Annotated in this window: 12 protein-coding genes, 1 other RNA gene, 1 pseudogene and 1 other annotated feature; of the genes and pseudogenes, 11 read left to right on the forward strand and 3 right to left on the reverse strand. The window is 54.2% G+C overall.

The window, feature by feature from the left end:
- On the reverse strand, positions 1-368 hold a 368-nt coding region (locus WMO23_RS08960; RefSeq protein ID WP_349173819.1), incomplete at its 3' end, for a helix-turn-helix domain-containing protein.
- Positions 369-566: 198 nt separating this feature from the next.
- Between WMO23_RS08960 and WMO23_RS08965 the strand changes: the two genes are divergently transcribed.
- The 5 genes from WMO23_RS08965 (at position 567) to WMO23_RS08985 (ending at position 5125) form a co-directional block, all read left to right on the forward strand.
- On the forward strand, positions 567-1211 hold the full coding sequence (locus tag WMO23_RS08965; RefSeq protein ID WP_020311168.1) for a MetQ/NlpA family ABC transporter substrate-binding protein: 645 nt from the start codon (positions 567-569) through the stop codon (positions 1209-1211).
- A 361-nt stretch (positions 1212-1572) separates the two neighbouring features.
- Positions 1573-2388 (forward strand): energy-coupling factor ABC transporter ATP-binding protein, encoded by an 816-nt coding sequence (locus tag WMO23_RS08970; RefSeq protein WP_020311169.1) that lies wholly within the window; start codon positions 1573-1575, stop codon positions 2386-2388.
- Positions 2388-3071 (forward strand): energy-coupling factor transporter transmembrane component T family protein, encoded by a 684-nt coding sequence (locus tag WMO23_RS08975; protein ID WP_036201004.1) that lies wholly within the window; start codon positions 2388-2390, stop codon positions 3069-3071. The genes WMO23_RS08970 and WMO23_RS08975 overlap by 1 nt, the downstream gene beginning before the upstream one ends.
- Before the next feature lie 12 nt (positions 3072-3083).
- Positions 3084-4559: a tryptophan transporter gene (locus WMO23_RS08980; protein ID WP_020311171.1), complete on the forward strand. Its 1476-nt coding sequence runs from the start codon at positions 3084-3086 to the stop codon at positions 4557-4559.
- Positions 4556-5125: a GDSL-type esterase/lipase family protein gene (locus tag WMO23_RS08985; RefSeq protein ID WP_292108303.1), complete on the forward strand. Its 570-nt coding sequence runs from the start codon at positions 4556-4558 to the stop codon at positions 5123-5125. The genes WMO23_RS08980 and WMO23_RS08985 overlap by 4 nt, the downstream gene beginning before the upstream one ends.
- Before the next feature lie 238 nt (positions 5126-5363).
- Here WMO23_RS08985 and WMO23_RS08990 read toward each other — a convergent pair.
- Both WMO23_RS08990 and ssrA read right to left on the reverse strand, forming a co-directional pair.
- A pseudogene (locus WMO23_RS08990) lies at positions 5364-6729 on the reverse strand (MFS transporter).
- A 67-nt stretch (positions 6730-6796) separates the two neighbouring features.
- Positions 6797-7037: a binding site (T-box leader), on the reverse strand.
- A gap of 325 nt (positions 7038-7362) precedes the next feature.
- Positions 7363-7713, reverse strand: a transfer-messenger RNA (tmRNA) gene (ssrA, locus tag WMO23_RS08995).
- Between the two features lie 336 nt (positions 7714-8049).
- On the opposite strand from ssrA, the gene WMO23_RS09000 reads away from it, so the two are divergent.
- From WMO23_RS09000 to tpiA, 6 genes are all read left to right on the forward strand, one after another.
- A complete protein-coding gene (locus tag WMO23_RS09000; RefSeq protein WP_020723982.1) occupies positions 8050-8814 on the forward strand; it encodes a YdcF family protein in 765 nt (254 codons plus the stop codon).
- A 135-nt stretch (positions 8815-8949) separates the two neighbouring features.
- Positions 8950-9978 (forward strand): type I glyceraldehyde-3-phosphate dehydrogenase, encoded by a 1029-nt coding sequence (gene gap, locus WMO23_RS09005; protein ID WP_020311176.1) that lies wholly within the window; start codon positions 8950-8952, stop codon positions 9976-9978.
- 273 nt (positions 9979-10251) lie between these two features.
- Positions 10252-11775 (forward strand): 2,3-bisphosphoglycerate-independent phosphoglycerate mutase, encoded by a 1524-nt coding sequence (gene gpmI / locus WMO23_RS09010; RefSeq protein WP_303267845.1) that lies wholly within the window; start codon positions 10252-10254, stop codon positions 11773-11775.
- A gap of 43 nt (positions 11776-11818) precedes the next feature.
- Positions 11819-12841 carry a sugar-binding transcriptional regulator gene (locus tag WMO23_RS09015; RefSeq protein ID WP_292108127.1) on the forward strand — a complete coding sequence of 341 codons (1023 nt, stop codon included), beginning with the start codon at positions 11819-11821 and terminating at the stop codon, positions 12839-12841.
- Positions 12842-12859: 18 nt separating this feature from the next.
- Positions 12860-14041, forward strand: a complete 1182-nt coding sequence (locus WMO23_RS09020; protein WP_020723979.1) for a phosphoglycerate kinase — start codon at positions 12860-12862, stop codon at positions 14039-14041.
- A gap of 31 nt (positions 14042-14072) precedes the next feature.
- Positions 14073-14593 (forward strand): triose-phosphate isomerase (gene tpiA, locus WMO23_RS09025; RefSeq protein WP_349173822.1); only part of this gene is annotated, 521 nt, incomplete at its 3' end.

A 14593-nucleotide genomic window follows, 5' to 3' on the forward strand; every position in this document is an offset into this window, starting at 1 on the left:
GGCAAGGGACGATGCTGGCATAATTTCACCCAGCCGACTTTCGGCAGTTTCACCTTATGGCCCTCGATTCGGACAGAGCCTTTCTGGTTGTTCGTGGAATACGAAGCACGACAATTCTTCTTGGACTTGAATCGCGGCTTGCCAAAATGCTTTCGGTTGCTCAAGATGTTATGGTACGCCTTGTTCAAGTTCATCTGAGCGTTGGCAAGAGCCAGACTATCCACTTCTTTCAGCCAAGGGAATTCTTCCTTGTACTGCGCAGGCGTGTTATTCAGCTTTTGGCCGGTTTCCTTATAATAGTCAATGCGGTCACGCAGCATCTTGTTGTAGATGAATCGGACACACCCAAAGGTCTTGGCAAACATCATTTTCTGTGCCGTTGTCGGATAGATTCTGTATCGGTATGCCTTATTCACTATCATCACCTGCCTTGACTTTCCAAATCCTTTTACTCTTACTACTGATTATACTGCAAATCAACTTGTGAAGCCATTGTTTTTCTGATGGCATCGAGCCCTCAGAAAAACTTGCAATTCATCTCACCGCCTAAAGAGGCGGGAGACTTCTTGCAGAATCAGGTTAAAGTCGTCGAATTTTCCGACTATATTACGCCAGACAAGGCTTTGGCCGATGGCGACATCGATTTGGTCAGCTACCAGCACAAGCCGTTCCTGGATAATTTCAATAAGCAGAATGGCACTGATTTAGTGCCTATCGGCAATACGATCCTCATGCGCATGGGGATTTACAGCGACAAATATAAGAGCGTCGATGCTTTGCCCGACGGCGCTGTCATCGCCATTCCCAACGACCCGACCAATGGCGGCCGCGGTTTGGCACTCCTCCAGCGGGCAGGCCTCTTGAAGCTCAAGGACGGCGTCGGTTTCAAGGCTACGCCGGCTGATGTCGTAGATAATCCGAAGCATTTCCAGTTCAAGGAAATCGAAGCCGCCCAGCTGCCGCGCAGCCTCGGTGACGTCGATGCCGCCGTCATCACTATGAACTACGTCATGAGTGCCGGCCTCAACGTCAAAGAACAGGGCATCTTCCTGGAACCGAAAGACGAACCGCTGGCCGTCATGGTCCTGGCTGTCCGGGCTCAGGACAAGGACAACCCGACGTACAAGAAGATTGCTGAAATCTTCCATTCCGATGCTGTCAAGAAGTTCATTGCCGATAAATACAACGGCACCATCGAACCGGCTGAATAGGCGGGCCTGAGGCTTGACAATAGGCGCGTTACAAGTATATAATAAAGCAAAATCTAAATGGATTTGTCGATGAACGAAACGAGTATATCCGATTGTGGCAGTTCCAGCGAGCCGATGGCAGTGGGAGTTCGGCACGGACCGGCGGATAGAATGGATTCGGGAGATGCGGCCTGAACGGTGATCAGTAGGGTGCGACGGTGTATTTCCACCGCTATCAAAGAAACGTGTATCGCTTATGCCGTACATGTAGAGCTGGACTCACTGAGTCAATCTGGGTGGCACCGCGGAAGAAATCAAACCTTTCGTCCCTGTATAGGGACGGAAGGTTTTTTTGTGTCTTCAAATAGAAGGGGAGAGAAAGATGCTGGAAATGAAAGATGTCAGTTTCAACTATGGCAATGGCGTGCCCGTATTGGAACATGTAAATGTACAGATCGGTGAGGGCGAATTCATCGGTCTCGGCGGCCGCAACGGCTGCGGCAAGACGACGGTGACGCGCCTGCTCATGGGGCTGGAAAAGCCCGTATCCGGGGAAATCCTGTATGACGGCAAGGTCATCAACGATGACGATGCTTCTGTGCGCAGCCATTTCATGGGCTACGTCTTCCAGCGGCCGGAACGGCAGATGTTCCGGCCGACGGTCCGTGAAGAAGTAGCCTACGGGCCGCAGCAGCTGGGCATGAGCCGCGACGAGATCCGCCAGGCCGTCGACGAAGCCCTGGCTGCAACGGAACTGACGGAACTGGCTGAAGCCTATCCGCCCAACTTGAACCGCGGCGAAAAACAGCGCGTCGCCATTGCTTCGGCCATCGCCATGCATACGAAATATATCGTTCTCGATGAACCGACGAGCGGCCAGGACAGTGAAGACAAGGACCAGCTCATGGCCTTGCTGACGGACCTCAATAAAAAGGGCATGACCATCCTCATCATCAGTCATGACATGGATATTTTCGCCGAATACTGTCAGCGCGTCCTGGTCATCGGCAATCATACCAAGGCCTTCGACGGGACGCCGCAGGAACTGTTCACCCAGCGCGATGATTTATATGACCTGGGTCTGAGCCGGCCCGATGCCGTCACTTTATCCATGGCGGTTCCTGATTTTCCTTATTGTAAATCGATGAAAGAATTTACGACAGCCATGCTGGAACGGATTGGAGGTATGAAAAAATGATGAAGAATTTGGTCCCTGTTACGAAATTGATTGGCACCTTCGCCTTTTCCTTTTGGGCCCTGGTCATGCATACGACGCTGCCCCTGGTCATCTTAGTCGTCATCGAACTCATCCTCTTGGGATTATGCGGCAGCCTGTCGCGCAACCTCAAGGCCGTCTTCAGCCTGGCCGTCTTCGCCGTCTTCCTGGCTGTCGTCCAGCTCCTGGGCGGCGGGTCCCTGGAATCGGCTTATGTCACGGGCCTGCGCATGCTGGCCATGACCATCGTCTTCATCATCTTGCTGACGACGACGCGCCTGCAGGATTTGACGGCCGCCCTGGTCAAGCAGATCAAGATACCTTATGAATATGCTTTCATGTTCACGGCGGCCCTGCGCTTCGTGCCCGATTTCATCGCCGAAAGCAAGGCCGTCCAGGAAGCCCAGGCCTGCCGGGGTCTGTCGACGAAGGGCAATGTCTTTAAGAAAGTCATCAATTATATGAGCGTCGTCCAGCCGCTGATGCTCAAGTCCCTGGGCCGGTCGGAAACGATGGCCCTCAGTCTGGAATTACGCGGTTTCGGCAGCAACGAACACAGCTTCATGAGCAATGTCCGCCCGAAAGGCCGCGACTATGTGGGCATCGTCATCATGCTGGCCCTGAGCTGTTTTGTCGTTTACTTGCGCCTGCAAGACTTGGTTTAGGAGGGAAGAAAGATGAAAACTGTTGCAGATATTGCTAAATTAGAATTTCATCATCGTCAGGGCGGCCAGTTCCGCTGGATCACCATTACGACGCTCATGCTGGCCATCGGCACGATCCTGCACCTGGTCTCACCGAGCGTCGGCGGCGTCACGCCGAACTGGACCATCGCCACGTATTGTGTCGCCATCTGCCTGACCAAGCCGAGTTACAAGCAGGCCTTGGGCATCGGCCTGGTCGCTGCCCTGGTCAACGTCCTGACGTCGAAGTCGGGCTTTCCTTATGGCAACCTCATCAGTGAACCGCTCGGCGCCCTGACCTGTACGTTCATCGTCAAGAACCTGGCATTCATCAAATTCAAAGGTCATTCGTGCCTGCCCGTCCTGACCGGCTTTGCAGCGACCTGCATGAGTGGCGGCGCTTTCGTCACGATCCTGAAGTTCGTCATGAATCTGCCGAATGTCGTCTATTTTACGGCCATGCTGCCCTTGGTCGTCGTCATCGGCGCCTTGAATGCCATCGTTACACCACTCATGTATTTCCCGGCCCTGCGCCTTTTCGTATCCCGGGGCATCCTCGATTCCCTGGAAGAACGGGAAGTCACGTCGGACCACAGCATGTATGATTTGAAGCCGTCCCAGGAAGGCCTCATTTCCATGGAACATTTGTCGTACATCTATAACAAGCAGAAGACGCCCGTCCTGGACGATGTCACCATGACCGTGAATAAAGGCGACTTCCTGGTCATTACCGGTGAAAGCGGCAGCGGCAAGAGCTCGCTGTGCATGGCCATGACCGGCGCTATCCCGCATTATTTCGGCGGCGTCATGAAAGGCATGGTCTACGTCGACGGCCAGGCGACGACGCAGACGACGATTTCCCAGCTGGCAACCCGTGTCGGCGCCATGCTCGATGATTATGACAGCCAGCTCGTCGCCATGACCGTTGAAGAAGAAATCGCCTTCAGCCTGGAAAATCAGGGCGTCGCACCGGATAAGATCGGCCAGGCTATTTCGGAAGCCCTGGAAAAGGTCAATATGACGCCGTACCGCAACCGCCAGGTCACGAAGCTGTCCGGCGGCCAGCGACAGCGCCTGGTCATTGCCGACGTACTGGCGACCAATCCGGATATCCTCGTCTTCGATGAACCGACGTCGGCCCTGGACCCGGAAGGGACCCATGAATTCTATGAATTGATCCACGACTTGAATGTCAAATACGGTCATACCATCGTCGTCATCGAACATACGCTGGAAGCAGCCCTGCCCTATGCCAACCGGCTGGTCCTCATCGACCACGGCCACATCCTCAGCGATGCCGACGTCGAAACGACGCTGCGCTATATGTATGACCATGATATTTATACCAGTGCCATCCCGAAAATCTTCGCCTGCCAGATGGACCTGGAAAAAGCCGGCTGCCAGTTCGATGCCCCGTGGCTGTCGACGGATGCTGCCGTAAAGGCCGTCCAGAAAGCCGTCCAGCCGTGAAACTCCTGTGCCTGGGCGACAGCCTGACCTACGGCTTCGACGTCCGGCCCGACCAGAGCTGGACGGCCCTGGTCTCGGCCAAAAGCCATATCCATATCGACAATGAAGGCCAATGCGGCGATACGACGACGGGCATGGTCTATCGCCTCCATCAGTTCGACCTCAGCCGGTATGACGCCTTCTTCATCATGGGCGGTTCCAACGACATCCTCCTCGGCGGGGAGTTGGAGAAAATCTGCCAGAATATGCGGACTATCGTCACGACTTTCAAGGAGCAGGGGAAGCCCGTATACCTGGGCATCCCGCCGCTGACCAAGATGGAAAGCGCCATGTACGGCTGGCAAAATGCCAGTGACGTAGAAAAACACAACGACGGGCTCCGCCAGTATCGGCAATGGCTCCTTTCCTACGGAAAAGAAACGGAATGCATCGTCATCGACTTCTACGAAGCCCTGCTCAAAGCCGAACGGCGGACAGGCCGCAATCTCTATGCCGACGGCGTCCATCCCAATGCCGAAGGCTACGCCGTCCTGGCCGGAGCTGTGCTGAAAGCGATGGGGTGTTAGTGGCTAGTGGTTCGTGGCTTGTAGGGGCCGCCCAAAGGGCGGACCGCCTGATTCACGTAAAAAGGCACTGTCTTTATGCGACAGTGCCTTTTTACGAACTGTAGGGGCGTGCACGTGGCGCGCCCGCACGGTTTATGTGAGCATCCCCTAAGCCATCCTAGGGGGTGCTTTTTTTGGACCCTTACAGCTCGGTGGCGTAGGCGCCAGTTATTCATAACGGGCGCCCCACGTGGCGCCCCTACAATGTGGGTCCGAGCCACGAGCCACTAATGTCCGACTGTAGGCTGGACGTTGGCTTTGGCGTCGAGGAGGACGTCTTTTTTGGCGGCGCCGTTGACTTTATATTTCAAAGTCAGGACCAGGAGGCCGGCGCAGAACATGAAGGCGGCCATGAGGTAGTAACCCATGTCGAAGCTGCCTGTCTGAGCCTGGACCCAGGCCATCATGTTCGGACCGAACATGCCGCCCAGGTTGCCGCAGGAGTTGATGAGGGCGATGGAGCCGGCAGCGGCCGGGCCGGAAAGGAACGTCGTCGGGATGGTCCACCATACGCCCATGGAAGCGTGGATGCCGATTGCCGACAGGCAGATGAGGAACAAGGCGACGCCCATGTTATGAGCGAAAGGCGACAAGCCGAGGCCGACAGCGCCGACGGCCAGGGCACCGAAGACGTGCCATACTTTATCGCCCGTAACCGTAGCCGTATGGCCGATGACCAGCTGGACGACGAGGGCTGCCATCATGGGGATAGCGATAGCCCCGCCGATGAGCGACGTAGACCAGCCGGAGAGGTTCTTGAGGACCGTGGGCATCCAGAAGTAGAAGCCCCAGAAACCGACGACCCAGAGGAAGTAGATGAGGCAGAGTTTCAAGACTTTCGTATCCGTAAAGGCCTGGAAAACTGTGTATTTCTTGACGCTCTGCATCTTGGCCTGTTCTTCCTGGTACATGGTGGTCAAGTATTCTTTTTCAGCATCCGTCAGCCAGCTGGCCTGGTCGGGACGGTCTTTGACGGCGAAGAAGAAATAGAAAGCGAAGCAAAGAGCCGGGATGGATTCCAGGATAAACAGTTCCTGCCAGCCCAAGAGGCCGAAGAAGGAATGTTCCAGGAGGACGCCGGCAATCGGTGCGCCGATGATCGTCGAAAGGAGAAGCGATGTCAACATGAGCGACGTGGCCCGGGCCCGTTCAGCTGCCGTGAACCAGCGGGGGAACAAGAGGGAATAGATGACCGGGTAGAGACTGGCTTCCGATGCGCCTAACAGGAAGCGGCACAGGTAGAACTGCCATTCCGTCGTGACGAAGGCCATGCACAGGCTGACGATACCCCATGTAAACATGATGCGGGAAATCCATTTCGATGCCGAGAACTTCGCGGCGAACAGGGAACCGGGGATTTCCAGGAGCAGATAGCCGGCGAAGAAGATGCCGGCGCCGAAACCATATACTTCCGGCGATAACCAGGACAGGGTCTGGGTCATGGTCAGTTTGGCGTAGGAAATATTGACGCGGTCGATGCAGGCTATAATCGAGACGAGAAAGACCGGTAAAATGATGCGAAGATCTCTCCGTCGTTTCAGACTGTCGAAATTGATGTTTTCCATGATGAATTCCTCCTATTGTGAGTCATATAGTCATAAGATAAACATGAAATAAAAAAAACTCCCGTCCACAAGGGACGGAAGTTCATATCCGCGGTACCACCCAATATTCCTCGCCAAAAAAAAGCAAGGCACTTTTCAACGTACTATCATACGCGTTTCCTGTAACGTGGATCAGACGGTGCAGTTTACTCACTTCAACTGCAATTCTCAGAGATGATTTTCCATTTTCCTTCCACCGCCGGCTTTCACCATACCCGGCTCGCTGTGCGCTTCCGTAAAAATGTACTCTTTCTCGTCATCGAATGTCAAAATATAAAATCGATGTTTAACTTACGGCCCTTATCATAGACCTTGTGCATCAATTTGTCAATGGTTTATTCCAAATTTTTTATCTACAAGCCTCTCCTCATAGGAGAGGTGGCCCGAAAGGGCCGGAGAGGTTTAACCTCTCAGTCAGCTGCGCTGACAGCTCCAGCAAGGCTCTCCGTTTTGGCAACCGTCCTGTCCTTCTTTCCGGTCAGTCCCTGACGGGCCAAAAAGGGCCTATCAGGGGCCCCTAACCACTAGCCCCTAGCCACTAGCCACTAACAACTTAAAAGGGATTGTCGCATGTGCGACAATCCCTTTTTATCATGGTGGAGATGAGGAGAGTCGAACTCCTGTCCGTAAATGCCGCCCCATGAACTTCTCCGAGCGCAGACCTTGTTAGGATCTTAAACCGTTTTCGTACAAGGACAAACTAGACGATTCCAGCCTGTGAGTTTCCCGACACGACTGCCAGGCAGAGCCATGTGGTATCCCGCTAAGTGACGTCTACGAGCTGCCCGCAGGATTAGCAGCAGGAGACGTTAGCCGCGATTAGGCAGCTAAAGCAAAATTGTTTTCTTTTGCGTTTAATTTAAAAGGTTCACCGATTTACGGGCAGATGAAACCCCGGCTCGCTATTCATGATACAACCATCCACGTCGAAACCTTTACATCCCCATGGACAGAATATCCCTTTACAAGGATTCAAAATAAGTATAGCACATATTTTACCTTTTGCCAATGAAGTTTATGATATAATATGCGTAGGGGCCGCCCAAAGCTTTTCTGGCCCACCAGGTACCGACCAGCGGGAGGTGCAGGGGGGGATGCCAGAAAGGACAGCTGTAGCGGGCGGCCCGCAGACCGCAGTTCGCAGATTGCAGTTCGCAGACCGCCGGTCGCAGGTCGCAGTTTGCCGTCGCGGCGATTTATGGTTTACAAGCAGCCTCTCCGGTCTTTTGGGCCATCTCTCCTAGCAGGAGAGGCTTAACTATACGAAAGGATGTCTTTGTTTTGTTATTATATATCATTAAATGGCTTTATGCCTGGATCCTGCCTATGGGTGGCATCGTCCTGGCTTTGATTCTCCTGTTGTGTTACATGTTCCGCAAGCACAGTCCCGGCCGCTGGGCTTTGGCTGCTATTACGGCTGTCTTTTATCTGCTCTCTATCGAACCCGTGTCGAATGGCCTCATCCATCCTTTGGAAACGGCCTATGACCAGCCCCAGGGGGCAGATGTAGACGGCGACGTCATCATCCTCCTCGGCGGTGGTTCTCGTGCCGGCGTTCCTGATTTCGATGGAACCGGTCAGGTCGGCAGTGCGGCGGCCAACCGCTTCCTTATGGCCCTGCGCCTGCAAAAGGCGAAGGATCTGCCCATCCTCTTATCAGGCGGGACCATCCTCAAGGGCGACGCCAATGAATCGGAAATCGAAAAGCGGATGCTCTTATCCCTGGGCGTGCCGGAAAATAAGATTTTCATGGATGACAAGAGCCGCAATACGGCAGAAAATGCCGCTTTTTCCAGGCAAATCTGCGAGCACCAGGGCTGGAAGAAGCCCATCCTGGTCACCAGCGCCTTCCATATGCCCCGGTCGGTCCGCTTCTTTACGCGCCAAGGCCTGGACGTGACGCCCTATCCCTGTGATTACCACACGAGTGCAGCGACGAACTGGTCGGGCTATTCCATCGTGCCCCAGTCTTTTTACTTATTCAACTCCTGTCTGGCCATCAAGGAATATGTCGGCATAGGCGCCGCTTCTTTGCGGATGCAATAAATTGGGACATAAAGCGCCCATGGTATTGCAAAATCGTACCCGATGTGGCATACTTACAGTGTAAGTAGTAAGGCCCTCAAGTTCTTAGAATTATGTAAAAGAGTTATTTTCGTTTTCAAAAGGAGTGTATCGACAATGATTAAAGTTGGTATTAATGGTTTCGGTCGTATTGGTCGTTTTGTTTTCCGCGCTGCACAGACTCGTGATGACATCGAAATCGTAGGCATCAACGACCTCTGCCCGGTTGACTACATGGCATACATGCTCAAATATGATACCATGCACGGCCAGTTCGATGGCACGATCGAAGCTGACGTCGAAAACAGCCAGCTCATCGTTAACGGCAAAAAAATCCGCGTAACGGCTGAAAAAGATCCGGCAAACCTCAAATGGGACGAAGTCGGTGCTGAATACGTCGTTGAATCGACAGGCCGTTTCCTCACCATGGACCTCGCTGAAAAACACCTCGCAGCCGGTGCAAAATACGTTGTACTCTCCGCTCCTTCCAAACAGGGTGCTGACGGCCGCCAGGCAGACATGTTCGTTTGCGGCGTTAACACCGATACATACAAAGGCCAGAAAATCGTTTCCAACGCATCTTGCACGACGAACTGCCTCGCTCCGATCGCTAAAGTCCTCAACGATGCTTTCGGCATCAAAGAAGGCCTCATGACGACGGTTCACTCCACGACGGCTACGCAGAAAACCGTTGACGGCCCGTCCATGAAAGACTGGCGCGGCGGCCGTGCAGCTGCTGGCAACATCATTCCGTCCACGACGGGTGCTGCTAAAGCTGTCGGCAAAGTCATTCCAGAATTGAACGGCAAATTGACCGGTATGTCCATGCGTGTACCGACCCTCGACGTTTCCGTCGTCGACCTCACGGTCAACCTCGCTAAACCGGCTACGTACGACGAAATCTGTGCAGCTATGAAAAAAGCTTCCGAAGGCGAACTCAAAGGCATCCTCGGCTACACTGACGAAGCTGTTGTTTCCTCTGACTTCCTCGGCTGCCCGCTCACGTCCATCTTTGACGCTAAAGCTGGTATCGCTTTGACGGACACCTTCGTAAAAGTCGTTTCCTGGTACGACAATGAAATCGGCTACTCCAACAAAGTCCTCAACCTCATTGCTGTCATGAACGACTACAACAGCAAACACTAATTTGTAGCGACGCATTTCCCGACGGGTAAACAGCCTCCCGTTACAAATCAGATTGAACCCTAAAGGGGCCGTCGCATGAAGGTTCTCGTTCTCATGCACGGCTCCTTTTTCTTTCAAGGTTTTTAGTGTAAAGTTTGTAGTTTGTAGAAAGGGCTTGAATTTTTAGCCAATCACTGCAAACTACAAACTGCAAACTTCAAACTCGAAAAGAGGCTGTCTTAATGGGACAGCCTCTTTTTACTTTCTCACATCACAAAGGAGTCAAATACTGTAATGACGAAAAAGAAACCTGTAATGCTGGTCATCATGGATGGTTTTGGCTGCAGCAGCATCGCTAAAGATAACGCCGTAGCCCAGGCAGACCTCAAGGTCCTGCCGAAACTTTGGAAAGAATATCCTCATTCGTATCTCGGCGCATCGGGCGAAGACGTCGGTCTGCCTGACGGCCAGATTGGCAACTCTGAAGTGGGCCATCTTAATATCGGTGCGGGACGTATTGTGTACCAGGCGCTGACCAAGATCACCAAGGATATCAAAGACGGAGCTTTCTTCAAGAAGCCGGCTCTCGTCGGTGCCATGGAAAACGTCAAGGAAAAAGACTCGGCCCTCCACCTGCTGGGCCTGGTATCGCCTGGCGGCGTCCACAGCAGTGAACAGCATCTCTATGGTCTTTTGGAAATGGCGAAGCGCTATGGCTTGAAAAAAGTCTACATCCACGCCTTCCTCGACGGCCGCGACGTACTGCCCCGCAGTGCCGGCGAATACCTCCAGGAACTGGAAGACAAGTGCGCTGAACTCGGCGTCGGTGAAATCGCCACCATCAGCGGCCGCTACTATGCCATGGACCGCGACAAGCGCTGGGAACGCGTCGAAAAAGCCTATGATGCCGTCGCCCTCGGCGAAGGACCGCAGGAACCGGATGCCCAGACCTGCCTGGAACATTCCTACGCAGCTGACGTTTCCGACGAATTCGTCATCCCGACAGTCATCCATAAACATCCCGTCCAGGATGGGGACAGCGTCGTCTTCTTCAACTTCCGCCCCGACCGGGCCCGTCAGCTGACGACGGCTTTCGTCGTCCCCGATTTCGACGGCTTCCCGCGTCCGAAGAAACTGGACACGTACTTTGCGACCATGACCCGTTACGAAGACGACCTTCCGGTACACGTCGTCTATGATAAAGAACGGATCCCCGACACACTGGGCGAAGTCCTGGCCAAGGCTGGCAAGACCCAGCTGCGCATTGCCGAAACGGAAAAATACGCTCACGTCACGTATTTCTTCAATGGCGGTGAAGAAGAACCCAATCCCGGTGAAGACCGCATCCTCGTGCCGTCGCCGAAAGTTGCGACTTACGATTTACAGCCGGAAATGAACGCGCTTATCGTGACGGAAAAAGTCATCGAACAGATCAAGGCCGATAAATATGACATGATCATGCTCAATTTCGCCAATGCCGATATGGTCGGCCATACGGGCGTCTTTGAAGCCGCTGTCAAGGCCGTTGAAACGGTCGATACCTGCGTCGGCAAGATTGTCGAAGCCTTGAAGCCCGTCCAGGGCCAGCTCCTGATCATCGCCGACCATGGCAATGCGGAACAGATGGCCGATCCCGATACGGGATGCCCTTACACGGCTCATACGACCAATCATGTACCGTGCATCCTGGTCAGTGAAGAACATAAAGGGGAACACCTGCACGACGGCATCCTGGCCGACGTCGCCCCGACTATGCTGACCCTGGCCGGTATGGCCATTCCTGCCGATATGACCGGCAAATGCCTGCTGGATCAGTGATTATACTCTGTTGTTCTATCGCATCGTGAAGGGAGAGAGTAAGATGGAACAAGATACATTGAGTATCTTTCAAAAAATAGCTCCCGATGTCATGGGGACAATCAAAGAACGTTACCTGCTGCTGCGGCATATCGCCGACGCCGAACCCGTCGGCCGCCGGACCCTGGCCGGCCTTTCGGGCCTGTCGGAACGCGTCGTCCGGTCGCACGTCGACGTCCTGCGGCGCAGCGGTATCGTCCGCTTTACGACGCTGGGCATTGCTATGGAGCCGGAAGGCAAACGGCTCATGCCGGATCTGTTGGAATGTTTCCTGCGCCTGAACAATTTGGATGACATGCAGCGCCAGATTCGCCAGAAGCTGGACCTGAAGAATGTCTACATCGTTCCCGGTGACAGTGACAGCGATAAGACAGCGAAGGAAGAACTGGGCCGCCGTGGCGCCCTCTTGCTCAACGACCTCTTTGGCAGCGTCGATACTGTCGCCATCAGCGGCGGTTCGACCATGGCCGAAGTGGCCCGTATGCTGCCGGAATGTCTGGCCAATGTGACCATCCTGCCGGCCCGCGGCAGCATGGGGAACCACGTCGAAGTCCAGGCCAACTATATTGCCGCCAACATTGCGTCCAAGACTCACAGCTCGTACCGCATGATCCACATCCCCGAAGGCCTGAGCGACTCGGCGCTGCAGATGATGCTCAAAGCTGACCGTCAGACCCAGGAAAATGTCGCCATGACCGCCCGGGCCCAGGTCGTCATCTTCGGCATCGGCCGGGCCGACCGCATGGCCCGCAAGCGGGGCATGACGGCGCTCCAGCGCGATGCCCTGCACAGCCTCGGCGCCTGTGGCGAATCGCTGGGCTGCTATTGCGGCCTGGACGGCAAAATCTTATATGGTACGAATAATGTAGGGATTTCATTACGGGAAATCAAATATCATCCGCACATCATCGCCGTAGCCGGTGGCGCCAGCAAGGCAGAAGCCATCGTCGGCGTCATGCGGGCCTGCCATACGGGCACGCTGGTCACTGATGAAGGTGCGGCTGAAAAAATCATACAACTGCTTTAATTGGAGGAGGAACCTTTCATGAAAAAAACGATCACCGATGTAAATGTCGAAAACAAACGCGTCTTTGTCCGCGCTGACTTCAACGTCCCCCTTGATGAAAACTGCCACATCACAGATGACACGCGTATCCAGAAGACGCTGCCGACCATCAAATACTTGCTCGACCACAAGGCTGCTGTCATCCTGGCCAGCCATCTCGGCCGCCCGAAGGGACAGGTCGTCGAAAAGTATTCCCTGAAACCGGTCGCTAAACGCCTGTCGGAACTCCTCGGCATCGACGTCAAATTCGCTCCGGACTGCGTCGGCGCAGAAACGAAAGCCATGGCTGATGCCCTCAAACCGGGTGAAGTCCTGCTTCTGGAAAACCTCCGTTTCCATAAAGAAGAAGAAAAGAACGGCGAAGATTTCGCCCGCCAGCTCGCTTCCCTGGCTGAAGTCGGCATCAACGACGCTTTCGGCTGCTGCCACCGCGCTCATGCTTCCGTCGCTGGCATTACGAAGTTCCTGCCCATGGCTGCCGGCTTCCTCCTGGAAAAAGAAATCCGCTTCATCGGCGGTGCTGTCGATAATCCGGCTCACCCCTTCGCAGCTATCATCGGCGGCGCTAAAGTTTCCGACAAGATCGAAGTCATTTCCAACCTTCTGCCGAAAGTCGACCTCATGATTATCGGCGGCGGCATGGCCAACACCTTCCTGGCTGCCCAGGGTTATGGCATCGGCAAATCTCTCGTCGAAGCCGACAAGATCGACCTGGCTAAACAGCTCATCAACCAGGCTAAGGAACAGGGTACGAAACTGCTCCTGCCGGTCGATGTCATGGTCGCCGCTGAATTCAAGAACGATGCTGATCACAAAGTCGTTCCCGTCGATGCGGTCCCGGCTGATTGGATGATCCTCGACGTCGGCACGAAGACACAGGAACTCTTCGCCAAAGAACTGGCTCCGATGAAACTCATCGTTTGGAATGGTCCTATGGGCGTATTTGAAATGGAAAACTATGCTAAAGGTACGGAAGCAGTCGCCAAAGCTGTTGCTGATTCCGATGCTGTTTCTATCGTCGGCGGCGGTGACTCCGTCTCGGCTGTCAACAAGACCGGCCTGGCCGACAAGATCAGCCACATCTCCACGGGCGGCGGCGCTTCCCTGGAATACCTCGAAGGCAAACAGCTCCCGGGTGTCGTATCCCTGAGCGATAAATAAAATCATTCACCTTTAAAGGAGGAAACTCATTATGCGTAAAACCATCATTGCCGGCAACTGGAAAATGAACCATCTCGGTGCCGACGCCAAAGAAACTATCCAGGGCCTCGTCGCCAAAGTCCCGCAGGACGTAAAACCGAAAGTCATCATCGCTCCGGTCTTCCCGTACCTGCCCATGGCTGTCGAAATGACCAAAGGTACGCCGATCCACGTCGCAGCCCAGAACATGCACTGGGAAGAAAAAGGCGCTTTCACTGGCGAAGTTTCGCCGGCTATGCTCGTCGACATCGGTGTCACCCATGTCATCCTGGGCCATTCCGAACGCCGGACGTACTTCAATGAAACGGACGAAACGGTCAACAAGAAGACCAAAGCCGCACTGGCTCATAATCTGACGCCGATTGTTTGCTGCGGCGAAACGCTGGAACAGCGCGAACAGGGCATCATGCAGTCCTGGATCGAAAGCCAGATCGAAAAAGCCTTGGAAGGCCTGACGGCAGCAGACGTCAAGAAAGTCATCATCGCTTATGAACCAATCTGGGCTATCGGCAC

Source organism: Megasphaera intestinihominis (genome assembly GCF_040096415.1).
GTDB classification, from domain to species: domain Bacteria; phylum Bacillota; class Negativicutes; order Veillonellales; family Megasphaeraceae; genus Megasphaera; species Megasphaera intestinihominis.